General features: G+C 68.2%; 25 protein-coding genes. 8 read left to right on the top strand and 17 right to left on the bottom strand.

Annotation, left to right across the window (positions count from 1 at the left end):
- Window positions 1–42 precede the first annotated feature (42 nt).
- Window positions 43–939: a LysR family transcriptional regulator gene (locus LDO22_RS16290; protein WP_224024609.1), complete on the top strand. Its 897-nt coding sequence runs from the start codon at window positions 43–45 to the stop codon at window positions 937–939.
- Window positions 940–987: 48 nt separating this feature from the next.
- Here the strand turns inward: LDO22_RS16290 and LDO22_RS16285 are convergent, their stop codons facing one another.
- The 11 genes from LDO22_RS16285 to LDO22_RS16235 all read right to left on the bottom strand — a co-directional run bounded on the left by LDO22_RS16285 (window position 988) and on the right by LDO22_RS16235 (window position 12,899).
- Window positions 988–1,896, bottom strand: coding sequence for a fused MFS/spermidine synthase (locus tag LDO22_RS16285; protein WP_224024606.1), 909 nt, complete (start codon window positions 1,894–1,896; stop codon window positions 988–990).
- A 60-nt stretch (window positions 1,897–1,956) separates the two neighbouring features.
- The gene (gene rfaE2, locus LDO22_RS16280) at window positions 1,957–3,492 is read right to left on the bottom strand and encodes a D-glycero-beta-D-manno-heptose 1-phosphate adenylyltransferase (RefSeq protein ID WP_224024604.1); all 1,536 of its coding nucleotides are present in this window, start codon (window positions 3,490–3,492) and stop codon (window positions 1,957–1,959) included.
- Window positions 3,489–4,940 carry an aldehyde dehydrogenase family protein gene (locus LDO22_RS16275; RefSeq protein ID WP_224024602.1) on the bottom strand — a complete coding sequence of 484 codons (1,452 nt, stop codon included), beginning with the start codon at window positions 4,938–4,940 and terminating at the stop codon, window positions 3,489–3,491. The genes rfaE2 and LDO22_RS16275 overlap by 4 nt, the downstream gene beginning before the upstream one ends.
- A 93-nt stretch (window positions 4,941–5,033) precedes the next feature.
- Window positions 5,034–5,750 (bottom strand): SDR family oxidoreductase, encoded by a 717-nt coding sequence (locus LDO22_RS16270; protein ID WP_224024600.1) that lies wholly within the window; start codon window positions 5,748–5,750, stop codon window positions 5,034–5,036.
- 44 nt (window positions 5,751–5,794) lie between these two features.
- The gene (locus LDO22_RS16265) at window positions 5,795–7,189 is read right to left on the bottom strand and encodes a PfkB family carbohydrate kinase (protein WP_224024598.1); all 1,395 of its coding nucleotides are present in this window, start codon (window positions 7,187–7,189) and stop codon (window positions 5,795–5,797) included.
- Window positions 7,186–7,896, bottom strand: a complete 711-nt coding sequence (locus LDO22_RS16260) for an SIS domain-containing protein (RefSeq protein WP_224024596.1) — start codon at window positions 7,894–7,896, stop codon at window positions 7,186–7,188. Before LDO22_RS16260 ends, LDO22_RS16265 begins: the two co-directional genes overlap by 4 nt.
- Entirely contained in the window at window positions 7,893–9,158 is a 1,266-nt protein-coding gene (locus LDO22_RS16255; protein WP_224024594.1) for a glycosyltransferase, read from the bottom strand. The genes LDO22_RS16260 and LDO22_RS16255 overlap by 4 nt, the downstream gene beginning before the upstream one ends.
- Window positions 9,155–10,189, bottom strand: a complete 1,035-nt coding sequence (locus LDO22_RS16250; RefSeq protein WP_224024592.1) for a glycosyltransferase — start codon at window positions 10,187–10,189, stop codon at window positions 9,155–9,157. The genes LDO22_RS16255 and LDO22_RS16250 overlap by 4 nt, the downstream gene beginning before the upstream one ends.
- Window positions 10,186–11,274, bottom strand: a complete 1,089-nt coding sequence (locus LDO22_RS16245) for a glycosyltransferase family 9 protein (protein WP_224024590.1) — start codon at window positions 11,272–11,274, stop codon at window positions 10,186–10,188. The genes LDO22_RS16250 and LDO22_RS16245 overlap by 4 nt, the downstream gene beginning before the upstream one ends.
- Window positions 11,274–11,810 (bottom strand): HAD family hydrolase, encoded by a 537-nt coding sequence (locus LDO22_RS16240; RefSeq protein ID WP_224024588.1) that lies wholly within the window; start codon window positions 11,808–11,810, stop codon window positions 11,274–11,276. The genes LDO22_RS16245 and LDO22_RS16240 overlap by 1 nt, the downstream gene beginning before the upstream one ends.
- A gap of 129 nt (window positions 11,811–11,939) precedes the next feature.
- A complete protein-coding gene (locus tag LDO22_RS16235; protein ID WP_224024586.1) occupies window positions 11,940–12,899 on the bottom strand; it encodes a sigma-70 family RNA polymerase sigma factor in 960 nt (319 codons plus the stop codon).
- Window positions 12,900–13,045: 146 nt separating this feature from the next.
- On the opposite strand from LDO22_RS16235, the gene LDO22_RS16230 reads away from it, so the two are divergent.
- Window positions 13,046–14,086: an NAD-dependent epimerase/dehydratase family protein gene (locus tag LDO22_RS16230; protein WP_224024585.1), complete on the top strand. Its 1,041-nt coding sequence runs from the start codon at window positions 13,046–13,048 to the stop codon at window positions 14,084–14,086.
- A gap of 92 nt (window positions 14,087–14,178) precedes the next feature.
- Here the strand turns inward: LDO22_RS16230 and ccmD are convergent, their stop codons facing one another.
- Complete coding sequence (gene ccmD, locus LDO22_RS16225; protein ID WP_224024582.1) at window positions 14,179–15,048, bottom strand: heme exporter protein CcmD; 870 nt, start codon at window positions 15,046–15,048, stop codon at window positions 14,179–14,181.
- A 185-nt stretch (window positions 15,049–15,233) separates the two neighbouring features.
- On the opposite strand from ccmD, the gene LDO22_RS16220 reads away from it, so the two are divergent.
- The 5 genes from LDO22_RS16220 to LDO22_RS16200 all read left to right on the top strand — a co-directional run bounded on the left by LDO22_RS16220 (window position 15,234) and on the right by LDO22_RS16200 (window position 19,267).
- Window positions 15,234–16,202 (top strand): hypothetical protein, encoded by a 969-nt coding sequence (locus tag LDO22_RS16220; RefSeq protein ID WP_224024581.1) that lies wholly within the window; start codon window positions 15,234–15,236, stop codon window positions 16,200–16,202.
- Window positions 16,202–16,633 carry a phage holin family protein gene (locus LDO22_RS16215; RefSeq protein WP_224023990.1) on the top strand — a complete coding sequence of 144 codons (432 nt, stop codon included), beginning with the start codon at window positions 16,202–16,204 and terminating at the stop codon, window positions 16,631–16,633. The genes LDO22_RS16220 and LDO22_RS16215 overlap by 1 nt, the downstream gene beginning before the upstream one ends.
- The gene (locus LDO22_RS16210) at window positions 16,630–17,292 is read left to right on the top strand and encodes a DUF3618 domain-containing protein (protein WP_224023988.1); all 663 of its coding nucleotides are present in this window, start codon (window positions 16,630–16,632) and stop codon (window positions 17,290–17,292) included. Before LDO22_RS16215 ends, LDO22_RS16210 begins: the two co-directional genes overlap by 4 nt.
- Window positions 17,293–17,395: 103 nt before the next feature.
- The gene (locus LDO22_RS16205; protein ID WP_224024579.1) at window positions 17,396–18,625 is read left to right on the top strand and encodes a YihY/virulence factor BrkB family protein; all 1,230 of its coding nucleotides are present in this window, start codon (window positions 17,396–17,398) and stop codon (window positions 18,623–18,625) included.
- A gap of 384 nt (window positions 18,626–19,009) precedes the next feature.
- Window positions 19,010–19,267, top strand: coding sequence for a hypothetical protein (locus tag LDO22_RS16200; protein WP_159630312.1), 258 nt, complete (start codon window positions 19,010–19,012; stop codon window positions 19,265–19,267).
- 217 nt (window positions 19,268–19,484) lie between these two features.
- Here LDO22_RS16200 and LDO22_RS16195 read toward each other — a convergent pair whose 3' ends face one another.
- The 5 genes from LDO22_RS16195 to LDO22_RS16175 all read right to left on the bottom strand — a co-directional run bounded on the left by LDO22_RS16195 (window position 19,485) and on the right by LDO22_RS16175 (window position 23,863).
- On the bottom strand, window positions 19,485–20,276 hold the full coding sequence (locus LDO22_RS16195; protein ID WP_224024578.1) for a glycosyltransferase: 792 nt from the start codon (window positions 20,274–20,276) through the stop codon (window positions 19,485–19,487).
- Complete coding sequence (locus tag LDO22_RS16190) at window positions 20,273–21,652, bottom strand: bifunctional PIG-L family deacetylase/class I SAM-dependent methyltransferase (protein WP_224024576.1); 1,380 nt, start codon at window positions 21,650–21,652, stop codon at window positions 20,273–20,275. The genes LDO22_RS16195 and LDO22_RS16190 overlap by 4 nt, the downstream gene beginning before the upstream one ends.
- Complete coding sequence (locus tag LDO22_RS16185) at window positions 21,646–22,776, bottom strand: acyl-CoA dehydrogenase family protein (RefSeq protein ID WP_224024574.1); 1,131 nt, start codon at window positions 22,774–22,776, stop codon at window positions 21,646–21,648. Before LDO22_RS16185 ends, LDO22_RS16190 begins: the two co-directional genes overlap by 7 nt.
- Window positions 22,777–22,785: 9 nt before the next feature.
- Window positions 22,786–23,478: an O-methyltransferase gene (locus LDO22_RS16180; RefSeq protein ID WP_224024572.1), complete on the bottom strand. Its 693-nt coding sequence runs from the start codon at window positions 23,476–23,478 to the stop codon at window positions 22,786–22,788.
- Between the two features lie 61 nt (window positions 23,479–23,539).
- Window positions 23,540–23,863, bottom strand: coding sequence for a thiamine-binding protein (locus LDO22_RS16175; protein ID WP_224024570.1), 324 nt, complete (start codon window positions 23,861–23,863; stop codon window positions 23,540–23,542).
- A gap of 123 nt (window positions 23,864–23,986) precedes the next feature.
- Here LDO22_RS16175 and LDO22_RS16170 point away from each other — a divergent pair, with 123 nt between their 5' ends.
- Window positions 23,987–24,643: a TetR/AcrR family transcriptional regulator gene (locus LDO22_RS16170; RefSeq protein WP_224024568.1), complete on the top strand. Its 657-nt coding sequence runs from the start codon at window positions 23,987–23,989 to the stop codon at window positions 24,641–24,643.
- Window positions 24,644–24,803 lie beyond the last annotated feature (160 nt).

Below are 24,803 nucleotides of genomic sequence, written 5' to 3'. Positions count from 1 at the left end.
TCAATGGCCAAAGAGGCAGTCAACGTGTGCACAATTGCAGATATGAATGCGAACCCTGATGACCTGCTGGTCCTTCTGGCGGTGTCCCGCTCCGCCAGATTCACGACGGCGGCCCAGGCCCTGGGCTTGAACCACACCACGGTCTCGCGCAGGATCGCCGCGCTGGAGAAGTCGCTGGGCGGCCGGGTGCTGTCCCGCGCCGCGGGTGGCTGGGAGCTGACGGAACTCGGCGAACGGGCCGTGCGGGCGGCCGAACAGGTGGAGGCGGTGCTGGGCACGCTGGGACCGGCCGGCCAGGCACCCGACCCGGTTGCCGGCGTCGTGCGCATGACCGCGACCGATGGCTTCAGCGCCTACATTGCCGCCCCGGCCGTGGCGCGGCTGCGCCGGGACCACCCGGGCCTGAGCGTGGAGGTAGTCACCATGACCCGCCGGGCACTGCAGCAGCGGTCCGGGCTGGACATCGAGGTGGTGGTGGGCGAGCCGCAGGTGCACCGCGCGGAGGCCATCCGGCTGGGCGAATACCGCCTGGGCATGTACGCCTCCCGCGCCTACCTTGCGGAGCATGGGACGCCGGCCACCGTGGCAGAACTGAACGGGCACCCGCTGGTCTACTTCGTGGACTCGATGCTGCAGGTGGACGACCTGGACGCGCCAAGGCGGCTGGTTCCCGCCATGAAGGACGGGCTGACCTCCACCAACGTGTTCGTCCATGTGGAGGCGACCCGGGCCGGCGCGGGCGTCGGGTTCCTGCCGTGCTTCATGGCCGACCTCCACGATGACCTGGTCCGCCTGCTGCCTGACAAGATCGGGGAACTGCTCCCCTACTGGATGGTCCTGCGCCCTGATTCGCTGCGCCGCCCCGCGGTGGCCGCCGTCGTGCAGGCACTCCGTGAACGGATGGCCGAGCACCGCGGCGCGCTGTTGGGCAAGGGTTAAGCCCGTCGACTGCTGAGTAACTGCCGTTTTGACCGCTGAAAACGGCAGTTACTCAGCAATCGATGGCGGTGGGGGTGGGTCGTGGCGGACCGGCGCTCCGGCCGCGAATGCCCGCACCTGGGCGTCATCCCACAGGTGTGCCGGGACTGCCCCGCCGAGGAGCCGGCGGCGCAGTTGCGGATCGTCGCCGAAGGGCACGTCGCTGCCGGCCATCACCATGTTTCCGTACCGCCGGCCCTTCAGCATGGCGGGATCGGCGATGATCACGGTGTGTTTGAACGCCGCCGCGATGGTGGCGGCGTCCTCCCGGGCGTTTTTCAGGTCCGGTGCGTCGCCGGAATTGGCGACATAGAGCCCACCGGGGGCCAGGACCCGCTTGGCATGCGCGGTGAATTCGGCGGTGGTCAGCGGACGGGGGGTGAATGCGCCGGCAAAGACGTCGCGGATGATGAAGTCCCTGGTCTGGGCAGTGAGGGTTTCCGTGACGGCGCGGGCCTCCCCCACGCGGATCCGCAGCAGGGGCGCCTTGGGGAGGTCGAACCAGCCGCGCACGTACTCGGCGAGCTTCCCGTCCAGCTCCACCACCACCTGGCGTGCGTCCGGGTAGGCGGCGGAAAAGTAGCGGGCCATGGAGCAGGCGCCGCCGCCCAGGTGCAGCCCGCGCAGTTTGTGCGCGGCCGACGGCGGCCAGCGGGACTCGATGAGCGCCGCCATCCACCGCATGTACTCGAAGTCCAGGAACAGGGGGTCGGCGAGGTCGATGTGCGAGCTCATGACGCCGTTGATCTTCAGGAGCCAGCCGGTGGAGTTGTCCTGGTCGGCGATCAGCTCGCAATCGCCGGTGTCGATGTAGTAGACGCCCTCCACCGGACCGTTCACCACTGATCCTTTGGGCACCTCGACCACACCGGCTGCCGGGCGGCCGGCCCTGCCTCCTGACTTTCCGCGTTTGCCCATTACCCGTGATCCGCTTCAGTCATGCTTCAACCCTATGTGACAGGCCCTGGCTGGCGGGGCCTAGGTGGCAGGGCTGGCAGCCCCCTGGCCGTCCCGGATCCGGTTCACCACGGCGGTGGTGGACCGTTCCGCCACATAGTCCAGGATGGCCACGCGGCCGCCGTACTCCTCCACTGCGGGGGTTTCCGCCAACATCTCGGGGGTGTAGTCCCCGCCCTTGGCGTACACCTCGGGCCGGAGCCTGCGGATCAGCGGCGCGGCCGTGGGGGTATCGAACACCGTCACGTAGTCCACGCAGCTCAGCGCGGCCACCACCGCTGCCCGGTCTGCCATGTTGTTGATGGGCCGGCCGGCCCCTTTGAGCCGGCGGACGGAATCGTCGCTGTTCAGCGCCACCACCAGGATGTCGCCCAGCTGTTTGGCCTGGTTGAGGTACCGGGTATGGCCGCTGTGCAGGACGTCGAAGCATCCGTTGGTCAGCACGATCCGCTGGCCCTGGGCGCGGTGAAGCTCCATCTGCCGCTCCAGTTCGTCCGCGCTCAGGGCAGTATCGGCGAAGGCTTCCAGGTACCGGCTGAGCTGGGCGGTGCTGCACACTGAGGTGCCCGGCTGGTGGACCACCACGTCGGCCGCCGACTGGGCCAGGTCCAGGCTGGCGGTCAGCGGCAGGCCGGCCGCGCGGGCCAGCGTCAGGGCAGCGACAAACGTGTCGCCCGCTCCGGATGCCTGTTTCTCCGCAGCCGGCCGCGCCCACGTCCGGTGCCGGACGCCGTCGGGAGTCAGCAGGACGGTTCCGTCCCGGTCCAAAGTGACCACCACGGCGCGCGAGCCGGTGCCACGGAGCAGCGCCCCGGCCTCCGCGGCCACGGCCTCCACCCGCTCCTGGCCTTCTGGCAGCTTCCGGTCCAGCAGCCGCGCGGTTTCCTGCGCATTCGGGGTCACCAGGTCAGGTTGCAGCGCGGCCCAGGCCCGCGGGTCGTGGGCATCGACCACCACCAGCGGCCGGTCTTTTCCGGCCGTGCCGGTCCCCAGGACATCGGCCAGGACCGTGCGGACGGGGTCCGCCACCACCCCGGTCCCGTAGTCGCACACCAGGACAGCGTCCCGGTGTCCGACGGCGGCACGCACCGAGGCGGCGAGCGCGTCCAGGGCGTCGGCCGGGACAGCCCTGGCCGAGTCGTCGAGGCGCAGCATCACCTGGCCGCCGCTGCTGATGCGTATCTTGGTGGTGGTGACCATGTCCGGATGGGACTGCAGGTGCTGGACGTCGATGCCCGCCGCGGCAAGCTGCCCGCGCAGGTCCTCACCGGCGTCGTCCGTGCCGATAATGCCGGCCACCGCCACCTTAGCCCCCAGGGCCGCCAGGTTCATGGCGGTATTGGCCGCCCCGCCGGGGACCGATTCGCGGGTTTGGATGTCCACCACGGGTGCGGGGGCTTCGCGGCACAGCCGTTCGATGCTGCCGCTCCACCAGCCATCGAGCATGACGTCGCCGATCACCAGGATCGATGGCTGTTCCGCTGCCAGCCTGCCGGGCAGCCAGTCGGTCAATGCCCGCTGGGTGGAGAGGTCAGTGGAGTCCGGGGACATGCTCATGGCAGGTCCTGTTCATCGATGACGGATCCGGCGCCGGCCTCCGCCGGCGCCGGTGGCGCTGCGATGTGGACCACCTTGACTTGGCTGAATTCGTCCAGCAGCTCGGGTCCGTAGCCGAACCCGGCGCCGCTCTCGCCGCGGGGCTGGGCCGCGCCGCCGGGAGCGCCGCCGAAGACCGCGTTGACCTTGACTGTTCCCACCGGCAGCGCGGCCACTGCCTGCTGGATGTGCGCGATGTTGCTGCTCAGGACGGTGGCGGCCAGGCCGTACTTGCCGCTACAGGCCAGGCGCAGGCCGTCGTCGAACGTGTCCACCACCTGGACCGGGGCCACCGGTCCGAACGTCTCCTCGGTCATGACCTGCATTCCTTCGGTGCAGCCGAGGAGCACGGTGGCCGGGTAGAACGAGCCGGGCCCGTCCGGCAGCGAACCGCCTTCAACGGCGCGGGCGCCCTGGCCCAGGGCCTCGGCGACGTGACCGTGGACGGCGTCCCGCATCCGGAGGTCCACCAGCGGCGCCACGGATCCGTTGCTGTTCCGCAGTGCGGCCTCGGCCTCCAGGGCGCTGCAGAACGCGGCAGCGATGTCTTTATGGACGTAGATGCGTTCCACGGACGTGCAGATCTGGCCACTGTTGGCGAACGCACCGATCGCAGCCTGCTCCGCAGCCCACGCCGGGTCCACGTCGCGGTCCACCAGCAGGGGATCATTGCCGCCGTTTTCCCGGATGACGTGTGCGCCGGTGCGGGCCCCCGCTTCTGCGATCCGGGCGCCGGAGGCGCTGGAACCCACGTGGGCGATCACGTCCACCTCCGCCTGTGACAGGGCTGCCCCCACGTCCGCGCCGCCCGAGAGGGTCAGGAAGACGCCAGCAGGGAAGGCCGGTGCCAGGACCTCGCCCAGCGCCTCACCCAGCCGGGGGCAGCGCTCGCTGGGCTTGTGGATGACCGCGTTGCCCGTCACCAAGGCGGCCCCGATCAGGCCGCAGGCCACTGCCACCGGATCATTCCAGGGGGTCAGCAGGACGGCCACGCCGCGCGGCTCCGCAACGGTGTAGTCGGAGGCGAGCCGGCTGCCGCGGAGGCTGTGGCCGCGGTGCACCGGGCCCAGTTCTGCATATTGTTCCAGGGTGGACACGGCGGCGGCGATGCCCGCCAGTGCCTCCGCTTCCGGCCGCCCGGTTTCGCTGGCATTCAGCCCCGCAAGCTCCTGGGCGGCAGCATCAAGCGCCCTGGCGGCGGCGCGGAGTGCGGCACCACGCTCGGCCGGCGCTGTCGCTGCCCATCCGGGCGCAGTCCTGCGGGCCACGTCCACGGCATCATTCACTGCGTCCGGGCCCGCCTGGGGCACCGTCCAGAGCACTTCACCGGTCCGCGGGTCCTGGATGGTGATGCCGGCGTCCCCGACTGTTTCCTTGCCTGCGGTTGTTTCAGTGGCTGTGGTGGGCATGGTGTTCCTCCCGCCTTTCGGTGTGGGTATGTCGCTGCTGGCATGTGGGTGCTGGTGGTCCTGCTGTGCCGCGGGCGGCGGCCGGTACCCGGCTTAGGGCCAGGAGCCTTCTTCCTCGTGGCAGATCAGCATTTCCCTGACCTCGCAGCCGGTGGGCTGGTTCAAGGCGAAGAGGATGGCCTGCGCCGTGTTGGCGGGGTCGTTGAGCCGGGAATCGTCCTGCGGCTTGTACTGCTCGGTCCGGTCATCGAAGAACCGGGTCTTCATGCCGCCCGGGATCATAGTGGTGACGCCGATTTCGCCGCCGGTTTCCGCGGCCAATGCGTGGCTGAACCCCACCACGCCGAACTTGGAGGCGCAGTACGCGGTGGCATCGGCCACGGCGCGCTTGCCCAGGGTGGATGCCACGGTGACCACGCGGCCGTGGGTTTCCTTGAGGTAGGGCAGGGCCGCACGCACCACGGAAACGGTGCCCATCAGGTTGACCCCGATGACCTTTTCCCACTCGGTGGCTTCGACGTCGGCGAGCTTGCCGCAGCGGTCGATCCCGGCAGCAGTGACCACCGCGTCCAGGCCGCCCAGGGTTTCGGCGGCTTCCCGGACCGCGTGCTCCACGGCCGCGCGGTCCGCGACGTCCACTTCGAACGCCTTCACCCCGGAGACGGCGCTGATGTCGCGGTCCAGGACCACCGGCGTCCCGCCGGAGCGAAGGACGGCCTCGACGACGGCGGCCCCCAGTCCGGAGGCACCTCCCGTGACAAGGATGCGTCCGGGCGTGGTGGCGGCAGTTGCGGTTGATTCTGCGGTCATGGTGTTCCTTTCAATGGGGAAAACAAGACAATGCGAAGAGAAGTTCAGCTGACCTTGGCGAGTGCGTCCGCCAGGCCTGTGGTGGAACGGGCGGGGTGGAAGGGAACGGTGAGGCAGCGGCCGCCCCACCGTTCCACCAGGTCAGCCTCGGGCAGGCGGGCTCCCTTGTAGTCGCCGCCCTTGACCCAGATGTCGGGTCGGAGCCGGTCCAGGGCGGCTTCGGGGGTGTCCTCGTCGAAGACCATCACCGCGTCCACGCATTCCATCGCGAGGAGCAGTTCGGCCCTGTCGTGCTGGCCGATGATGGGCCGCTGCGGGCCCTTGAGCCGCCGCACCGAATCATCCGAGTTGAGGCACACGACGAGGCAGTCCCCCAGTTCCCTGGCCGCGGCGAGGGACCTGATGTGGCCGGCGTGGATCAGGTCGAAGCAGCCGCCCGTGGCAACTACCTTCCCGCCGTTTTCGCGCACGGAGCGGGCCAGCAGCAGCGGTTCGGTGGTGCGCCGGCCCCGGTTCGGTGCACCACCATGGTGGTCCGGGGCCGCAACCTGCCCCTGGGCATCGGGCAGCGCCGACACGCCTCCGGCCGCCAGGAAATCGGCGGCGTCCTGGACGGCGAGGGCCGCCGCTTCGGGCAGCCCTCGGCCGGCCAGGAGGTGCACCGCCAGGCCGGCCGCCAGGCGGTCGCCGGCCCCGCAGGGGTCCCCGGCTTCCACCCTTGGGGCGGGAACGGCGCGGGAAGAGGCATCCCCCTGCTGCAGCAGGACCGCCCCTTCCTCGCCTTTGGTCACCAGGACGGCCTGGCTGCGCCACCGCTCCAGCAGGACCTGCGCAACACCCTCCACCGAGGTGGGGACGTTCCCTGCGGCCTGGACCGCCTTGGTCGCTTCGGAAATGTTCGGTGTCACTACGGCAACCCCCGGTACCGGTTCCGGGCCTGAGGGGTGCGGGTCCCACACGATGGGCACCGAACCGGCCAGGCGGCCCAGCAGCCCGCGCAGCTGGGGGTTGGCCGCCAGTCCCCTGCCATAGTCGGCCACGATGACCACACCGGCTTTTTCCACTGCGCGCAGCATGGCCGGGCTGACGTCGGGGATGGGAGTCCGTTCGCAGCCCTGGTCAAAGCGGACCACCGGGTGGGAGCCTGCCCGCACCCGGGTCTTGACCGGCGACGGGTGGCCGCTGGTTCCTGCCACGAGCTGCACTCCGGCGAGTTGCGTGCGCAACTGGCTGCCGGCGTCGTCATCCCCCAGCACTGTCACCAGGGTGACGGGCCAGCCGTCCTGGGCCAGCATGCGCGCCACCAGGCCCGCGCCGCCGGCACGGCGGCGGACGCCGGAAATGTCCACGACGGGGACGGGGGCGTCCGGGCTGAGCCTGGTGGCTTCACCGGAGAGGTCGACGTCGAGCATGACGTCGCCCACGACGACGATCCTCATGGCCGGCCCCCGTTTGCCATCCCGGGGAAGGAGGCCGGCGTGTGCCGGGCAACCTCGAGGTCGAAGGCGCGGCAGACGGCGTGCAGGGCGATCAGGTGCCCTTCCTGGGCGTTGGCGTTCAGGGCGTCGATCATGACTGCCTCATCGCAGGCGTCCGCCAAGGGGTTGGGACCGGCGCCGGTCAGCGCCCAGGTGGTCATGTTGAGCCGGGCGGCAACGTCCACGGCCCGCAGCAGGTTGGGGCTCTTCCCACTGGTGGACAGCAGTATCAGCACGTCGCCGGAGCGGCCGTGCGCGCGCACCTGCCGGGCAAAGACGTCGTCGTAGCCGTAGTCATTGGCGATGGCGGTCATGGCTGACGACTCGGCGTGCAGGGAGATGGCGGAGAAGGGGACGCGTTCGCTGTCGAACCGGCCCACCAGTTCCGCGGTCAGGTGCTGCGCCTCGGCGGCAGATCCACCGTTGCCGGCGGCCAGGAGCCTTTGGCCGCGCAGCAGCCGCTGTGCCAGCTCCACGCCCCAGGCGGCGAGCCGGCCTGACTGGCTGCGCAGCGAGTCCAGGGCCGGAAGCACGTTGTCCAGGTGCAGGCGGACCGCGTCGGCGCTGGCGGGATCAACGAACGTGGCACCGGGGAGCACCGCAGGCAGTGCCGGGGCTGCGGTCAGGGTGCGCAGGTCTGCTTCGCGCAGGGTTGATTCAGCGGTCACAGTGCGGCTCCTTCCATCGGTACGATTCCGGCTGAAGCGCTGGCCGGCGCCCCGGCCACGGCAAGCTGGTAGGCCTTTTCCGTTTCCGCGGCCACCCGGTCCCAGGAGTAGCGGGTGCGGGCACGCCGCTCTCCGGCCTGGCCCAGCTTTGCCCTGAGGGTGGGGTTTTCCAGGAGCAGCGACAGGGCCGATGCAATGGCTTCGGGATCCCGGGGTGGCACGTGCAGGCCGGTGGCGTGGTCCACCACGGTGTCCCGCAGGCCGCCCACTGCAGCAGCCACCACCGGAACGCCGCACGCCATGGCCTCCAGCGGCACGATGCCGAAGGGCTCGTACCAGGGCGCGCACACCACGGCGTCGGCGCTGCGGAAGATGCCCGGCATTTCGGCCCGCGGCACCTGTCCCTGCAGCGTCACGTGTCCGGACACACCGAGCTCGGCGGCAAGGTCCAGCAGGCGGCGGATTTCCGGGTCCTTGTGCATCACGGTGGAGTCCCCGCCGCCGCCCACGATCAGGAGTTCGACGTCCTCGAATCCCGCCGCTTTGAGGTACGGGAGCGAGCGGATCACCAGGTCGACGCCCTTGCGCCGCACCAGCCGCCCTACCGACAGGATGCGGTAGCGGCGCTTCCTTGCGGCCACCGGCCCCTCCGGCGAAAAGAAGTTCAGGTCCACGCCGCAGGGCGCGATCGAGATTTTTCCGGTTGCGATGCCCATGGCCTTTAGCTCGAAGACTTCATCGGAACAGGTGGCGATGATCCGGTCCGCGGAACGTCCCACTCCCGGTTCCAGCCAGCGGCGTTCCTCGGGGCTGGTGTCTTCGGCGCCCTGGTGCCTGCGTTTGACGGTGCCCAGGGCGTGGAAGGTCTGGAGCATGGGGACGCGGTACCCGGTTTCGGGCCGCCTGGCCGCGTCCAGTGCGGCCAGGCCGGACATCCAGAAGTGGCCGTGAACCACATCCGGCGGCCGCTGCCCCCAGTCCCGGGACACCCCGTCCGCGAGCTCCCCCATGTAGGGCAGCAGGTCGTCCTTGGGCACGTGGCGGGCGGGCCCGGCGTCCACGTGGACCACCTCGAGGCCGCGTCCTACCCGGACCCGTTCGGGGAGCTCCGTTGCGTCCCTGCGGGTATACACGGTGACGTGGTGGCCCCGCTTGGCAAGGGCCTCGGACAGCGCGGCCACGTGAACGTTCTGGCCGCCGGCGTCCACCCCGCCCAGTGCCGCCAAGGGACTGGCGTGTTCGGAAATCATCGCGATTTTCATGGGGTCTTCCTCTCCCGCGCCGGGACGAGGATCCGCTCGTCCGGCCGTTCGTTGACGGAGTGCCGGGGCCGGCTGCGCAGGTCCGCCAGGAGCTCATCCCAGCGGTCCTGGAACTTGCCCAGGCCATAACGCTCCAGCGCCGCCTCCCGGGCGGCGAGTCCCCGCCGTCGGGCTTCATCCGGATTAGCGACCAGGCGCCCGGCGCACTGAAGCAGCTCATCCATGTCTGCCGAGACCACGCCGGCTTCCTGCGGCACTGCCCTGGGAGCTTCCGTGGCGGCAAGCACCACCACGGGCATTCCCAGGTGCATGGCCTCCAACAGGGACAGCCCCAGCGAGGTCCAGCGCATCGGGTGGACGTAGACCCGGCAGCGCGCAAGCTCCCGGTGCAGGTCCCGCGTTTTGAGGTCGCCACGGGACGTCAGCCGCGCGTCCCCGATTCCGGTGGCTGCCGCGAGCCCGTCGGTCTTCATGCCGAACACCTGCAGGGGCGCCACGGAGGCGAAGGCGGGCAGGAGGTCCGTCCCTGTGACCCGGCCACGCCGGACGGGCTCATTGACCACGACGCCCAGCTCGGGCAGCTCGCCCGTATACAGCTGTCCAGGGTCCGGGATCCCGTGCTCGATTACCGTGGTGGGGGCGGCGCCGTTGTCCCACGCCAACCGGTTGAAATGGGTCACGTGGACCACCGGGATCACGGTCTGGTCGGCGAGCGGATGGCTGATGTTTGGGAAATTGCCTTTGGGCGTGTTGTGTTCCACGAACACGGCCGGCAGGTCGACGCCGGGGATCCGGCCCAGGGCCCGGGCCACTTCGTCGATTTCTTCGGGCCGTTGGAGGACGACGGCGTCCACGGCGTCGCCGTCGAGGGCCGCCAGGTCCACCTCCCGCACTGATTCCGGCCAGTCCCTGCCGGCGCGGCCCAGTCCCCAGGCCCCGCCTTCGGGCAGGACGGGAAGCAGGTATTCGTGACGGCCGCGGACAAAAGCGTCCGTCCAGGAACCGTGGACATGCCAGAGCAGGATTCTCATCTGTTGCGGGCCTTTCTACGGGTGCTGACGTGGGTGCTGAAGGAGCTCACTCCGCTGATCAGGCGTTCCACGGCCGCCACGACTTCCTCGGGCGAGACAGAGTCGAGGCACGGATGGCCGGGAACCGGGCATACCCGGGCGCGGGACATGCGGCAGGGTGCGTTCTGGTCCCCAAGGAGTTCCAGGGGCACGCCGTAGGGCGCCCAGCGGATGGCCGGGACCACGGGTGAAAACAGGCACGCCACGGGTGTGCCCACCGCGGCTGCCAGGTGGGCCGGGCCGGTGTTGCCACTGATGACGGCATCGGCGCCGGCCATGACGCCTGCCATGGTGGCAAGGTCGGTCCGTCCGCCGAGGTCCAGGGCGGAGGGGCCCGCCACCGTGGCCGTCAGCGACGTCTCGCCGGGACCGCCGGTCACCACGACGCGGTAGCCGGCACCCTGGAGGAGCTCGACGGCGGCCGCATGGTGCAGAGGAGGCCACGCCCTGGCAGGAACTGCCGCTCCGGGGTGGACCACGACATAGGGCTCCGTACCCACGAGCGCTGCCACTTCGGCCACGGAGTTGACGCGCAGCTTTCCGTCATCGCCCGGAGGGAGCCGGAAGCCTGCGGCCTCGGCGATGCCCAGCGCCCGTTCCGCTTCGGGCTGGTCTTCGGGAAAGTCCTCCCCCGGTTTCAGGCGCACGTCAAGCAGCGAGCCAGCGTAATCGGTGGAGGCACCGGTGATGCGCTCCACGCCCGCCAGGCGCAGCAACAGGGCCAACGGCAGGGGTGATTGGTGGAAAGAGGTGAGGATAACGGCTTCGGTGATGCGGGAATTACGGACGTATTCGATCAGCCGGTCCGCGTGCGGGCCGGTCATCCGGGGTGCCGGATTCATGATCCAGGGGCTGTCCCAGCTGTAGACCTCGGCGACGCCGGGAAGCATGGCAGCGGCCGCTTCACCCTGCCGGCCGCACAGCATCACCACATGGTTGGTGCTGCCGCCATGCTGGGCGCGGCCGTTGGCCACCGCGCGGACCGCGGGGCCGGCCAGAAGGACATCGCCCATGCTGTCCAGCCGGGCCACCAGGACGCGCCCCATCAGGGCGTCTCCTGCAGCAGGCTTACGGCGGACGCCAGATCGGAAGCGACCAGCCGCGCCGCGGCCACCTCCTCGGCACGGGTTACGGGCGTGGGGACCAGGACCCCGATGGCGCCGGCAGCCTCTGCTGCCCCGACGTCGGCACCGATGTCCCCGATGAGGGCTGCCTCCGATTCGTGGATTCCCAGCTTGCGGCAGGCGCTGTGGACCATGCCCGGAGCGGGTTTGCGGCAGGAGCAGCCGTCATGCTCCGCGTGGGGGCAGACCTCCCACACATCGAACGGTCCCAGGAGTTCTTCCACCCGGGCATTGACCTTTGCCACGTCGTCGGCCGTAATCAGGCCGCGGGCAATACCCGACTGGTTGCTGATCACCCCGGTGGCAATTCCGTCCGCCCGCAGGCCGTCAAGCACTGATTTGGCGCCTGCTACGGGCCTTACCTTGCCGGGGTCACCGTTGTAAGGCACATCGATCACCAGGGTCCCGTCCCGGTCAAACAGGACAGCCCGGAGCTTGGACATTTCAGAGCTTCCCATAACCAACCAGTTCCCTCCTGCTGTTGCTCCTAAACAAGGCCGCGGGCTTTCCGGCTGCGGCAGCGGCGTACGAAGACGCAGTTGAGCAGGCAAGATGTAGGGTTTGTGCAGTGCCGCGCAGCAGGGCTGCTACCGGGTCCCGGTACCGCCGTGGCGCCGGTCCACGCGCTTGACGGGAGCGCCGGCATGCCCGGCCCTCCCGGTCCTGTGGAACGGTGCAACGGGGCCGGCCGGGTGGCCTGGCCGTACGGCGCGGCCTGGCGTTCCGTTGCCGGCTGTGGCCTCCGGGCTCCCGGATTGCGTGCTTTCCTCCAGCCTGCGCTGCAGTCCCACCAGCACCTTGGCCAGGCGGCGGGAGACCTGCATCTGCGACATTCCCAGCCGCTTTCCCAACTGCACCTGGGTTTCCTCGCAGAAGTAGCGCCGGTACAGAAGTTCGCGGTCGGAATCATCCAGGTCCTGCATCGCCTCACGGAGGCAGGCAAGCTCTTCAAGCCGTTCCAGCGGAGTTTCCGGGCACGCCAGCACCTCGCCGATGGAGGGTGCATCCGAGTTCGGGTTCACGGCGTCGAGGGAGTCCGGGTGCATGCTGCTGGACGCCGAAATGGCCTCCTGCACCTCTGCCGGGTCACTGTCCAGCTCCCCGGCCAGCTCCGCAACGCTGGGGTTGCGGCCCAGGGATTGGGTCAGCTCCGGCTCTGCCCGGAACAGGCGCGTCCTTAGGTCCTGGATATGGCGTGGCGGACGGACAACCCAGGTCCGGTCCCGGAGGTACCTCTTGAGTTCGCCGGTGATGGTGGGCGCGGCGTAGGCGGGGAAGCTCTCCCCTTTGGCCTGGTCGAAACCACGCGCCGCCTTCACCAGGCCCAGATAGGCCACCTGGTTCAGGTCAGCCCGCTCCCTGCCACGGGCTTCAAAGCGCGCTGCGAGAGCTTCTGCGAGGTCCAGGTACCTTAGGACCAGGTCGTTTTCGAACGTCTCCCGGAGCCGCCCTGAGGTGGCGGGAGGGGTTTGCTGGGATACGGATAACGGCTGTGGATGGTGGACGGGCGCAGCGTCCACGGCTAGTGCGGCAAAGGATTCGGGCATGAGTGTGGTTTCCCTCGGTCTGGTTCCGAAAGCCTGCGGCAAGACTTAGAAGTAGGAAATCATAAGCTTGCTTATAAAACAATCCTTCTCCGCTATAAGCTCGGAATGTAAACGGCAACCGGACCAACCCGCCTAGGAGTCTCGTCATGCGCATTGCCATCACCGGAGCCAGCGGAAATGCGGGAACAGCACTGCTGCGAAACCTGCAGCGCCAGCTGAAGAGAAAGCCCGGAAGCCTGGAGCTGGTGGGAATCAGCCGCAGGGTTCCCGACACGTCCCGGGAGCCCTACGCCGGCGTGCACTGGCACACCTTGGATGTGGGCCTGGAGCGGGACATTCCCCGGCTGGAGCAGGCGCTGGACGGGGTTGATGCGGTAGTCCACTTGGCGTGGCAGATCCAGCCGAACCGGGACCTGGACATGCTGCACCGGACCAACGTCATGGGAACCAGAAACGTCCTGGATGCCGCAGGCCGGGCGGGAGTCAAGCAGGTTGTCTGCGCCTCTTCGGTGGGCGCCTACAGCAAGTCGGGTAAGGACCAGCGCAGGGACGAGTCGTGGCCGGCGGGAGGAATGGCCGGTTCGCACTACAGCCGGCACAAGGCCGAACAGGAGAAGCTCCTGGACGGCTTCATGGCCGCGAACCCGGGCATCGCCGTCGCGCGGCTGCGGCCGGCTCTCATCTTCCAGGAACACGCGGGGGCTGAAATCGGCAGGTACTTCCTTGGCCGCGTCCTGTCCCGGCTGGTGCCGCCCAAGCCATGGCTGCCGATACTGCCTGTCCCGGACAACCTGGTATTCCAGGCAGTCCATGCCGACGATGTCGCCGAGGCCTATTGGCGGGTGGTGGACCAGCGTGCCAGCGGAGCCTTCAATATCGCCGCAGAGCCGGTCCTGACGCCGCAGGAACTGGGGCGCATCCTTGGCGCCAAGAGGATCCTCCCCATCCCCATGGCGCTGCTCCATGCAGTCGTTGATCTGACGTGGCGCGCCCGGGTGCAACCCACCGATTCGGGGTGGGTGGAGATGGCAGCAGGCGCCCCCATCATGGACACCAGCCGCGCGGAACGCATTTTGGCCTGGGAGCCGAAAGTTTCGTCGATCGATGCCGTCAAGGAACTGCTTGCGGGCATGGGAAAGGGGGAAGGAGTCAGCCCTTCCCCCGTCCTGAAGCCGCACCGCCCCTAAAGGCACCCGATGGAGGCCGCCACCAAAAAGGCGGCGGCCTCCATCTTTCATGGCTGCGCGTCAGATGGCAGCGCGTTCACATGCCGGTGCATTCAGATGCCGGTTCGAGGGTCGCCCTCGCCGCGCTCGTCCCGCACTCCATGCCCGGCGGCAGCGTCCCTGGCGTCCGCTTGGCGCCTCCGCCCAGCCTCAGCCTCTGCCTCAGGGATCCCGGCTTCGGCACCCGCCGCCTGAGCGTCATGGTGCCCGCCAAGGCCACCACCGGCGTCAGGAGTGCCGTACCGCCCGCCATGGCCGGTGTCCGCGCTTTCAGCACCGGGATACCCTGCATCCCTGCCCATGTCTGAGCCCACGTCCCGGGCAGGACCCGCGTGGGCCGGACCGCGCCCATCGCGGCTGACCTCGCCGTCCTGAAGATGCTGGGCGTCGTACCCTTCGTGGCGCTCGCCCCGGGCGTCGTACCCCTCGTGGCGCTCGTCCCGGGCGTCATTCAGTACAGGGCGATCCTCCCGGGCAGCATTCACTACAGGGCGCCCCTGCCCGGCGTCGTATCCTTCGCGGCGCTCGTCCCGGGCGTCGTGCACTACGGGGCGCTCCTGCCGCCTGCCATCCGCCCCTACGTCGGGATCAAGTTCGTCCGCCTTCCGTGTACGGCTGGCAACGTCACCCCGCAGGGACTGGGCTTCCTGGCTGCGCTTTTCTGCTTCCTGGCGCAGCCGTGCAGCGTCAACCTGCGCCTGCTCGGCGTCCGCGCGCGCCCGGATGGCTTTGGCCTCCCGTTCGCGGGCATCAATTTCCATGTTCTCGGCTTCGCGCCGGATCTCGGCGGCCTTTTCCCGGTGCTCCTGGTCCCGCTTCTCCTGCATGGCTTTCCGGCGCCTTCCACCGGCCAGGAGCAGCAGCACGATCAGTACCACCACAACAACGGCAACTACCACCCATACCCATGGAGCTGTATCCACGTTTCCCACCACTTTCCACTTCGTTGTGACCGGGCAGGCCCTCGCCATTCCGGCTGACATTTTTGGAACGGTTATAACTCGCTTAGCAAGGGTACTTACCTTTCATTAGTAATCATGCTTATCATTTTACGGCCAGTATTGCTGGTTCTTGATCAACAACCGGCCTTCTTGGAAAGAGAGCGAAGATGACAGAGAACCAATGGCCCGAGGATCCCGCATACACGGCTCCCCCGGCCAATACAGGAATCCCTGGCGAGCGGGAGCCCGCCACCTTCCCCTCAACCGCTGCTCCCCTCGCCGGCGGCAGCCAGGCTGGTGACGCCTACGGCACGTCCCGCAAGGACGCAGCCAAGGAAGAAGCAGCCGATGTTGCCCGGACCGCAGCGGGATCGGCACAGAATGTAGCCCAGACGGCAAAGGACGAAGCCGCGAACGTGGCGCATGAGGCCAAGGCCAATGCACAGGACCTCCTGCACCAGGCAAAGTCCGGCCTCACCAGCCAGGCGGGCACCCAGCAGCAGAAGGCCGCGGAAGGCATCCGCAACATCTCCACCCAGCTGCACAGCATGGCCAACGCCCCGGACCAGCAGGGCATGGCCGGCGACCTGGTCCGCCAGGCCGCAGAACGCACCTCCTCCATGGCCACCTGGCTGGAAAACCGGGAGCCGGGTGACCTCCTGAACGAGGTCCAGCGGTTCGCCCGCAACCGCCCCGGAACCTTCCTGCTCCTCGCCGCCGGCGCCGGCGTCCTCGCCGGACGCCTCACCCGCGGACTCACCGCAGGCCCTCCCGAAACATCCACTGCCGGCACCGGTGCAGCGGGCCTGTCCGGCCAGTACTCCGGCGCCACCTACGGCGACCAGTACAACCAGTCATACCCCGTTGCGGGCGGGACGGTTCCGCCCCCGCCGGTCCAGCTGCCCGCACCGGCCACCACAACGGCCGGATACGACGGCGGCGCACCGGGCAGCAGCTATCCGGAAGCAGCAGGTCCGGCCAGCGGCCTGGACAGCCCGCAGCTCGTGGAGGAGCCCTGGTCAGGAAACCAGCTCTCCGACGACCCGCTGCGCGACCGCGCCCTCGCCGACGATCCCATGGCAAACGATCCCCTCACCCAGGACCGCACCCGGGGCGGCCAGACGGGTGGTCTGTGATGAGTAGCCAGATTCCGGAGCCGCCGCCCAGCGCGGCGCATGTGAAAGCGGACAACGCCTCACTCGGTGACCTGCTCGGGGACGTGACCCGTGACCTGTCCACCCTGATGCGCCAGGAAGTGGAACTGGCCAAGGCCGAACTCAAACAATCCACCTCCCGCGCAGGCAAAGGCGCCGGCATGCTCGCCGGCGCCGGGATCGGCGGACACTTTGTCCTGCTCTTCCTCTCCCTGGCCCTGATGTGGGCCCTGGGCGCCATCATGGCCCTGGGCTGGGCCGCGCTGATCGTCGCCGTCATCTGGGCCATCATCGCCGCCGTCCTGGCCTCCACCGGCCGCAAGGAACTCAAACAGATCAAGGGCCTGCCCCAAACCGGCGAAACCCTCTCAGAAATTCCCCCAACCCTAAAACCAGGTGAGGTAAACCGATGAGCGACAACCCTGACGTCATCCGCGCAGACATAGAAGCCACCCGGGCACGCCTGGGCACCAACGTGGACGCCGTGGCCGACAAAGTCACCCCGTCCAACATCGTCCACCGCCAAACCGACAAGGTCCGCGACGCCGTGACCGGGGTGAAGGAGAAAATCATGGGAGCAGCAGACACCGCCGGCACCAAAGTCCACGACACCACCGCCACCGGAGCCGGGCACACCACCAACGCCATGCACACCGCAGGAGACAACCTGCACCAGGCAACAGACACCGTCTCCGCGAAACTTTCCGACGCCGGCCAGGCCGTCTCCCACGCCCCGGACCAGGTCAAAGCCAAAACCGCCGGCAACCCCCTGGCCGCAGGGCTCATCGCCTTCGGCGCCGGCATGCTGATCTCCTCCCTGATCCCGGCCAGCGACAAAGAACGCGAAGCCGCGGACCAACTCAAAACCGCAGCCCAGCCCCTGGCAACCCAGGTCACCGACGCCGCCAAAACCATGGCCCAGGACCTCAAGGAACCCGCCCAGGAAGCCATGGAAAACGTCAAGGCCACCGCCACCGACGCCGCCCAAAACGTCAAAACCGAAGGCCAATACGCAGCCACCGACGTCAAAGACCGCGCAACCGACGCCAAAGACACCATCCAAAACACCTGATCAGCCCACAGCGGCACCGTAAGGCATCAGTTTGATCGGCAGGCCGGCACCGCCATCCGCGGGCCGGCCTGTCCGCTTGGCCCCTGATTGAGAGGACTTCCCCATGGCCACTCACGACGATTCCGAGACCAGCACCGCCAAGGCGGGCCAGGCTCCGGATCCAAACGATTCAAGGAAACCTGCCAGCCCGAGGGACCTGGATAAGCCTTCCTGGAAGTACATCACCAAGAAGACGCTCCGGGAGTTCACCAAGGACCAATGCCCTGACCTGGCGGCGGCCCTGACCTATTACGCCGTCCTCTCGCTGTTCCCAGCGTTGCTGGCACTGGTTTCGCTCCTTGGCCTTTTTGGGGATCCGCAGAAGACCACCAACGCCTTGCTGGAAATCGTGCGCGGCTTCGCCCCGGCGGAGACCGTCAACACCATCAGCGGACCGGTAGCTGAACTGACCAGCGCCCCGGCGGCCGGGTTCACCCTGGTGATCGGGCTTGTAACCGCCCTGTGGTCGGCGTCCGGATACGTCGGAGCCTTCGGCCGGGCCATGAACCGGGTTTATGAGGTGGACGAGGGGCGCGCGTTCGTGAAGCTCCGCGGCACCATGCTTGGCGTTACGCTCCTGGCCGTGGTTATCGTGGCTCTGCTGGCCGGCATGCTGGTCCTCAGCGGCCCGGTTTCCGAGGCAGTGGGCGGGCTTATCGGCCTCAGCGGGCCCTTCCTCATGGTCTGGAACATTGCCAAGTGGCCGGTCATGATCGCGTTGATCATCGCCATCATTGCCGTGCTGTACTACGCCACCCCCAACGTCAAGCAGCCCAAATTCCGCTGGATGAGCATGGGTTCCGGGATTGCCCTGTTTGTCTTCCTGATCGCCTCGCTGGGCTTTGGCTTCTACGTCGGCAACTTCGGCAACTACAACAAGACCTATGGTGCACTGGGCAGCGTGATCATCATGCTGCTGTGGCTGTGGATCCTGAACATGTCCCTTCTTTTCGGCGCTGAGTTCGACGCTGAGGTGGAGCGCGGCCGTGAACTCCAGGCCGGTATCAAGGCAGAGGAAACCATCCAGCTGCCGCCGCGGGACACCAAGAAAAGCGAGAAGCTGCAGAAGCAGATCGAAGAGGACATCAAGCACGGCCGTGAACTTCGGGAGCAGTATGCCTCGGAGAACGGGCAGGATGATTCCGGCGAAAACCCCGACGGGCAAGGTGCCGGGAATGAACAGAACGAAGTGAGGCCAGGCGAGCGGCACCGCGACAGGGTCCGCGAGAAGGTGCAGCACCGGGCCGGCAACGGGGAGGCCGACGGCGGCGGCCGGCCAGGCGGCAGCGCTTAGGCAGGCAGGCCCAGCCACTGCCCAGGGGGACTAGGCAGGACCTTCGAGATGGAGGAAAATTCATCTTGAAGGTCCTGTTTGGTTTTCCCGGGATGATGTAAACCCGGGGTAATACGGGGTCGGCGGTGAGATGGCCTCTTCTGAGACCGAGGCCAGTCCCCCCAGTCGCCGTCGGCCCCCCTCAAAGCCGCCCTGCACCCTTCCACCGCTGTTCGCCGCGCAACTGTACAGGGTGTGACCAGCCAGGGCGCAACCCGGCCGGTCCAACTGGACAAGCACACAGAACTGCAATAATTTCTTGATTACCTCGCCGGGATCCCCTGGAAACCGGGCAAGGCCGCTGAAGCAGACGGCGGAATCAGTGTCGACCCTAAATGAGCGGACATGCCTGCTACCCATTTTGAACAGTTTCTTGCCGAAGCAGTTGTCGCGGACAGGGAGCCCGGGCTGGGCCTCAGGCGCGACGAGCTCTACGGCCTTTACACAAGTTGGTGCCTCCTGCACAAGGCAGAACTCCAGCCGCCGGAAGCCCTTTGGGAGGCCCTGCACGACGCCGGAATCAACCCGGACAGCAATAACCTCTCCATGACCGGACCAGCTGCGGCGGACTACATCGTTGCCAGCGCTCCGGACCTGGTCTGACACGAACCGGAAGCGCCGGCTGAAGCCTGCGCCCGGGAAGGTCACTGACGCAGTCACGCGAGATTAAGTCCCGGAACGAAGGGCTGTTGCCGTACGGCAGCAGCCCTTTTCCATGCCGGGGCAGCTCTTGGGTCAGATGCCGCTGCTAAGACTCCGCCCCACCCTATGGCTGCGCAGTGCCCCATGGCTCCGCCCCACCCTACGGCTGCGCAGTGCCCTATGGCTGCGCCAGGGCCAGGAGGTACGCGGCGAACCCGTGCGGCGCCCGTCCCGCCGTCCGTCCTGACGTGAGGACCCGTGTGGTGTCGGTGGCAACGATGCCCGCGCCGCTGCTTCGAAGCCTTCGGACCAGCGCCTGGTCTTCATCGAAATCGACGCCGGGGAAGCCCCCTGCAGCGAGGTAGGAAGAGGCACGGACTCCAAGGTTGGCACCGTACACATGGGTGTGGTCCTCGGTGCCGGCGTGCCGCGCGTGCCAGCGGGCCAACAGATCGTGGTGCATTCCATGGGGGTCCGGCTGCACGGTGCCAAGGACAACATCGAAACCGAGTTCAGCGAGTTCCAGTTGCCGCACCAGCCAGTGTGGCGGCACGCAGGAATCGGCATCCGTGTTGGCCAGCCAGGTCTCCTGCGGGGAATGCCCCGCCGCCCGGCCATCCTGGGTGCACCTGCTTGAGTTCTCCAGTGCGGCCCTGACGCCGGCCTGCCGGCTTCTTCCCACGCTCCCGAAGCTGACGGGAAGCAGCAGGTACCGCGGATCCCCGGCCGCCACCCGCGCGGCAACCGCTGGCGACCGGTCGGTACAGCCGTCAAGGACAACCACCACTTGCACGGCAACATCCGGCAGTTCCGCTTCGACCCGGTCTGCCGCGCAGCTGACCGCAGTGAGCGCCCGTTCCAGGTGCTGCTCCTCGTTGTGGGCCGGAATGACCACCGCAACGTGCTGGATGCCGTTGGCGGCTTGGACAGGCGGGCTTGATGCATCGTCCCCCGGACCGGCCGGCATCATCCCGCCGCCCCGCCGCCCGGAGCGACCAGGACTTCCAGCACGAAGTCGCGTTCCTGGTAAAGCCCGGCCGTCCGCCATCCCAGCCTTTCCCGGGCCAGCGTGTGGACGGTGTCCCCATCCAGCTCCCAACCGGTGATGGGATGCCGCCAGTGGCACAGGAGAAGCGTTCCGCCGGGTTCCAGGGTGGCCTCCACCCGGTCCCACAGCTGGGCCAGCTCTTCAGGGGCCAGGTAGTAACCCACTTCGGAAACCACCACCAGGTCAAATGTTCCTCCGGGCCAGGAGCCGGGAAGGACCCGCTGTTCCACCTGCACCCCGGGTGTGCCTTCCAACCGTTGGCTGGCCCGGCGCACTGCGGTCCCGCTGGCGTCCACCGCCAGCAGGGTCCGGCACCGGGTGGCCAGTTCAGCCGTCAAGGTCCCGATGGAACAGCCCACTTCCAGGCCGCGTTCATAGGATTCCGCCGGCAGGGCTGCAAGGGTGAGCGCGCGTTTGCGCCGCTCGTACCAGCTTGTGCCGTAGTTCCAGGGATCCTCCGTACCGTCATGGACGCCGTCGAAGACCAGTTCGGCGTCGCTGCTGGAATGCGCCCGTCCGGACGAAGTGGGCGCGGGCGTCCAGGCGAAGACCTCGTAGCCACGCGAGAAGTGCTCCAGGAAGGTCCCGCTGAGCAACGTTTCATCCCCGGGAAGAGGTGAGAGTGGCTGCACCTGGGTTGCGTGCTCGTCCATGGCACGCTTCTTGGCCGTGCGGGCGGGATCGTCCAGATGGAAGCGGACCCATTGCCGCCAGTCCCGGTCCCGGGGCGTGGCCCAGTGCCAAAACCAGATGGGATACTCCAGGAGCGCGTGGCCGTCGCGCCGGGCCACTTCTGCCGCGGCCGCGCCAAGGGCATCGTGGTCGCCGTGGCCGTCGGCCCGGTACGGTGCCACCAGGACCAGTCGGTCCGGGGCGCCGGCCAGCCGCTGTGCAGCGTCCCGGACAGCAGTGGCGATCGCTTCGGCATGGCCGCCCAGTCCACGGTCCGGCAAGCCGAGGAACGTCCAGCGGTCCGCCAGGCCCAGGGCGGCCAGGGCCGCGGAAAACTCGGCAAGCCGGACGGCGGCCAGCTGCCCGGGAGTGGTGGTGGGCGAATCCGGGTGCGACCCCTCCCCCGCGGTGCACAGCAGGACTTCCACCTCGGCTCCCAGGGCTACGAGCGAGGCCATGAGCCCCCCGGCGCCGAGCGTTTCATCATCAGGATGGGCTGCCACGACCACGAAGCGCATGCCCGCCAGCTCAGCCGCGTCGAGTGGCAGCTCGGGTACAGCAGCCAGTCCGCTCCGGGCCCAGGCTTCCTCGGCGGTCCCCTGGTCTGCGTGGGAAAAGGTCACCACCGGCAGTCCCCCTTGAGTGCCAGCCGGCCCAGTTGGGCATCATCACGTGCGCCATGATGCTGCCGGACATACAGCGCCAGGTCCGCCATCCTTTTGGCATACGGTTCATCAAAGGCGAGTGGCCCCGGCCCCCGGTGGGAGCCCACCAGGTGAAGGACACGTTCGACGGCGGCCGCAGCGGTTCCGCGCACGCGCTGGGCCTCGCTCCAGGTGCTTTGGCTCCCGTCGGCGCCGAGGGTGCCGTCGTCGATGCGGGCTGCCGTCCCGGCCAGGTACTGCAGGGCGGCGGCGATGGTCCGGTCCACCTCGCCCAATGCCGCGAGCGCCAGCTGGTCCGGCTCCCGCCCATTATCCGCACCTGCCAGCAGGCCGGCACGGAAATCCCGTGCCACCCCCACTGCTCCGCCCAGCCAGCAGGCGGCGACGCCCATCCCGCCCCAGGCGAAACCGGGCCGGCTGTGGTACCAGCCGGTGTCGCCAACCGGCGTCGCCGGGACCTGGTCGAAGCGCACGCTACCGCTGGGGATCTCCCGCAGGCCGCGCGCAATCCACTCCGGCTCCTCACATGCCACGCCCGGGTGGCGAAGGCTGACGGCAAAAGCCGCCCGGCCGCCGTCGTCCGTGTGCGCGGTGATGACGGCGCAGTCCAGCCGGCCGGCAAGTGAACACCAAGGCTTGGTTCCGTTGAGCACAATGCCGGTGCTTCCGGAGCGCGCCTCAAGCCTGGCGTTGGGTGCCTCTGCAGCGAACACGCCCCACGCTGCTTCCGCGGCACCATCCGGCCTGGGATGAACGGCCGGAAAGGCCTGGCCGGCCTGGGCAAGGATGGCGACGGCGTCGAGGTGCGGCTCAAGCACTCGGGCCGCGGCAACGTCAGTGGCAGCCACGGAGGCCAGGAGCTCCCACAACACGGCGGTGCGTCCTTCACCGGGCCGCGGCCACGTCCGTCCGGCCTCGACGGCCAGGGCCAGCAGGGCCGGCACATCACCTACGGCACCGGCGAACGACTCCAAGAGGGAACCCCACGGGGAGAGCCCAGCGGGGGCGGAACTGAGGAGCACAGGAGTAAGTGGCGCTTGCAAATACGTCCTCCAGGAGAGATGTCCGGCGGGCACCGGACGCATCTCCACAGCTTACTTACTGTTTTGCGGGAGAATGCGCGCCAGGGCGAACCCGTCCCAGCCTTTCGAGCCGACGGTCTGGATCACGGTGGCGTCCAGCCGGGGGTGGTTGCCCAGCAGCTTGAGTGCATCGATGATCCCCGGCGCGTTGACGGGGTCGATGTCCGGGTCCAGCACCGCGCCTTCCCAGATGGTGTTGTCCAGGACCACCGCGGCGCCGGGCCGGCCAAGCCTGACGGCCCAGTCCAGGTAGCGGCTGTTGTTCTGCTTGTCGGCGTCGATGAAGATGAAGTCGAACGGCTCCCGTTCCTCTTCCTCGAGGGCCGCCAGGGTCTCCAGCGCCGGGCCCAGCCGGATCTCCACCCTTTCCCCCAGGCCGGCCGCATCAATATTGGCCCACGCCACTTCTGCGTGCTGGGGCAGGTACTCGCAGGTGACCAGGGTGCCGTTAGGGGGCAGCCCCCGGCCCATCCAAATGGTGCTGTATCCCGCGAGCGTCCCGATCTCCAGGATGCGCCGGGCACCGGACAGCTGGACCAGGAGCTTCAGGAGTTTCCCTGCGTTAGGCGCCACCTCGATGGCGGGCATGCCGGCCTCCGCCGCGGCGTGGATGGCCTGCTGGACGGCGCTGTCCGGATGCACTACGGCAGCGGACAGGAACTCCTCGGTGGCAATCCATTCCGGCCGCGGCCTGTGCTCGAACATTGCCACATTTTGGCACGCGGCGTGCCGGGGGTCCAGACAATGCGGCCCCCTTGTAAGACGCTTAGGGCTCCTGCACCAGGGCATTCTCCAGGCGGTCGACCTTCGCGGTCAGCTCGCCGCTGTAGCCGGGCCTGATGTCTGCTTTGATCACCAGCGAAACACGGCTGCCGTAGTGCCCCACGGCCTCGGTGGCGCGCTTGACGACGTCGAACACCTCGTCCCACTCGCCTTCAATGGTGGTGAACATGGAATCCGTCTGGTTGGGCAGCCCGGACTCCCTGACGATCTTGACTGCGGCTGCAACGGCGTCGTGCACCGACGCATCGTTGGGCCGTGAACCTTCGCTGGGAACGCCTGACGGAGCAACAGAAAATGCAAGCAACATGCTCCCCAGTCTCCCACGCAGCTCCGGACAGCAGCGCAGGTGACGGCAGCGGGCCGCCGTCACATAAGCGCCTACCCCGCAGTAACCGTGTTGGCCGGAAGCTCCGTTGCTACCCTTTTGGGCATGAGCCTCGCAGTCGCCCGAAAGCCCCTCCGTGCCGACGCAGCGCGGAACGTGGACAAGATCATCACGGCTGCACGCCAATGCTTCCGGGAGTTCGGCCCGGAAGTACCGCTCCAGACCATCGCAACCACCGCCGGCGTGGGCCCGGCAACCCTCTTCCGCAACTTCGCGGACAAGGAAGAACTGGTGCTTGCCGCGCTCAACCGGCAGCTCCGGCTCACGGTTGACCCCGTCATGGACGGCGCCCTTGCCGATATCGACGCCGCCGCAGGCCTGCTGCGCGTTCTCGAAGCCCTGATGGGGGCCGCGAGCGACGACGCCAACCTGCTGTGTGCGGTGGCGGGCCGGCGCGAACTCCTCACCGGAATCACCGGTTCCCTGATGGAATCCATGAGCATCCTGCTGGCGCGCGGCCAAGGCCAGGGAAGCCTGCGCACTGACATTTCCATGACGGACATGTTCCGGCTGCTGGCCATGCTGATCGGCGTGGTGGACACCATGGAACCCGGTTCTGATGCGTGGCGCCGCCCGCTGGCGCTGGTGGAGGATGCCATCCGCACGGTCCGCCCGTCGCGCCCGCTCCCCGTGTTCGTTCCCGTGCCGCCCGCGCCCGGCAACACCACGGTAAACGTCCAGCCCGGAACGCTGCCGGAGTAAGCCGTGAGGCGGCCTGCTGCCGGAATTCGTTGACGGTAGTTCTATGGCGGCAATTTCCTGGTGGCAGATGCGTTGTGGGCCAACTCCATTGTTACCAGTAAGTACGTGCAATACACTCTGAATTGGGGTTAGGCAGTCAGCCTCGGCACTTCCACGTTGG

This window comes from Arthrobacter sp. NicSoilC5 (assembly GCF_019977395.1).
In the GTDB taxonomy this organism is placed as follows: domain Bacteria; phylum Actinomycetota; class Actinomycetes; order Actinomycetales; family Micrococcaceae; genus Arthrobacter.
The sequence above is the reverse complement of the archived record's forward strand: the minus strand, read 5'-3'. Positions and strand labels throughout refer to the sequence as shown.

Excerpts from the sequence above, each read along its gene's own strand:
- LDO22_RS16205 (WP_224024579.1), top strand. The coding sequence starts at position 17,396 with ATGGCCACTCACGACGATTCCGAGACCAGCACCGCCAAGGCGGGCCAG.
- LDO22_RS16265 (WP_224024598.1), bottom strand. The coding sequence starts at position 7,189 with ATGAGGATCGTCGTCGTGGGCGACGTCATGCTCGACGTCGACCTCTCC.
- LDO22_RS16220 (WP_224024581.1), top strand. The coding sequence starts at position 15,234 with ATGACAGAGAACCAATGGCCCGAGGATCCCGCATACACGGCTCCCCCG.
- rfaE2 (WP_224024604.1), bottom strand. The coding sequence starts at position 3,492 with ATGAGCATGTCCCCGGACTCCACTGACCTCTCCACCCAGCGGGCATTG.
- LDO22_RS16170 (WP_224024568.1), top strand. The coding sequence starts at position 23,987 with ATGAGCCTCGCAGTCGCCCGAAAGCCCCTCCGTGCCGACGCAGCGCGG.
- LDO22_RS16275 (WP_224024602.1), bottom strand. The coding sequence starts at position 4,940 with ATGCCCACCACAGCCACTGAAACAACCGCAGGCAAGGAAACAGTCGGG.
- LDO22_RS16185 (WP_224024574.1), bottom strand. The coding sequence starts at position 22,776 with ATGCGTCCGGTGCCCGCCGGACATCTCTCCTGGAGGACGTATTTGCAA.
- LDO22_RS16215 (WP_224023990.1), top strand. The coding sequence starts at position 16,202 with ATGAGTAGCCAGATTCCGGAGCCGCCGCCCAGCGCGGCGCATGTGAAA.
- LDO22_RS16255 (WP_224024594.1), bottom strand. The coding sequence starts at position 9,158 with ATGAAAATCGCGATGATTTCCGAACACGCCAGTCCCTTGGCGGCACTG.
- LDO22_RS16195 (WP_224024578.1), bottom strand. The coding sequence starts at position 20,276 with ATGATGCCGGCCGGTCCGGGGGACGATGCATCAAGCCCGCCTGTCCAA.
- LDO22_RS16240 (WP_224024588.1), bottom strand. The coding sequence starts at position 11,810 with ATGGGAAGCTCTGAAATGTCCAAGCTCCGGGCTGTCCTGTTTGACCGG.
- LDO22_RS16290 (WP_224024609.1), top strand. The coding sequence starts at position 43 with ATGAATGCGAACCCTGATGACCTGCTGGTCCTTCTGGCGGTGTCCCGC.
- LDO22_RS16270 (WP_224024600.1), bottom strand. The coding sequence starts at position 5,750 with ATGACCGCAGAATCAACCGCAACTGCCGCCACCACGCCCGGACGCATC.
- LDO22_RS16210 (WP_224023988.1), top strand. The coding sequence starts at position 16,630 with ATGAGCGACAACCCTGACGTCATCCGCGCAGACATAGAAGCCACCCGG.
- LDO22_RS16235 (WP_224024586.1), bottom strand. The coding sequence starts at position 12,899 with ATGCCCGAATCCTTTGCCGCACTAGCCGTGGACGCTGCGCCCGTCCAC.
- LDO22_RS16175 (WP_224024570.1), bottom strand. The coding sequence starts at position 23,863 with ATGTTGCTTGCATTTTCTGTTGCTCCGTCAGGCGTTCCCAGCGAAGGT.
- LDO22_RS16230 (WP_224024585.1), top strand. The coding sequence starts at position 13,046 with ATGCGCATTGCCATCACCGGAGCCAGCGGAAATGCGGGAACAGCACTG.
- LDO22_RS16180 (WP_224024572.1), bottom strand. The coding sequence starts at position 23,478 with ATGTTCGAGCACAGGCCGCGGCCGGAATGGATTGCCACCGAGGAGTTC.
- LDO22_RS16200 (WP_159630312.1), top strand. The coding sequence starts at position 19,010 with ATGCCTGCTACCCATTTTGAACAGTTTCTTGCCGAAGCAGTTGTCGCG.
- LDO22_RS16250 (WP_224024592.1), bottom strand. The coding sequence starts at position 10,189 with ATGAGAATCCTGCTCTGGCATGTCCACGGTTCCTGGACGGACGCTTTT.
- LDO22_RS16245 (WP_224024590.1), bottom strand. The coding sequence starts at position 11,274 with ATGGGGCGCGTCCTGGTGGCCCGGCTGGACAGCATGGGCGATGTCCTT.
- LDO22_RS16285 (WP_224024606.1), bottom strand. The coding sequence starts at position 1,896 with ATGGGCAAACGCGGAAAGTCAGGAGGCAGGGCCGGCCGCCCGGCAGCC.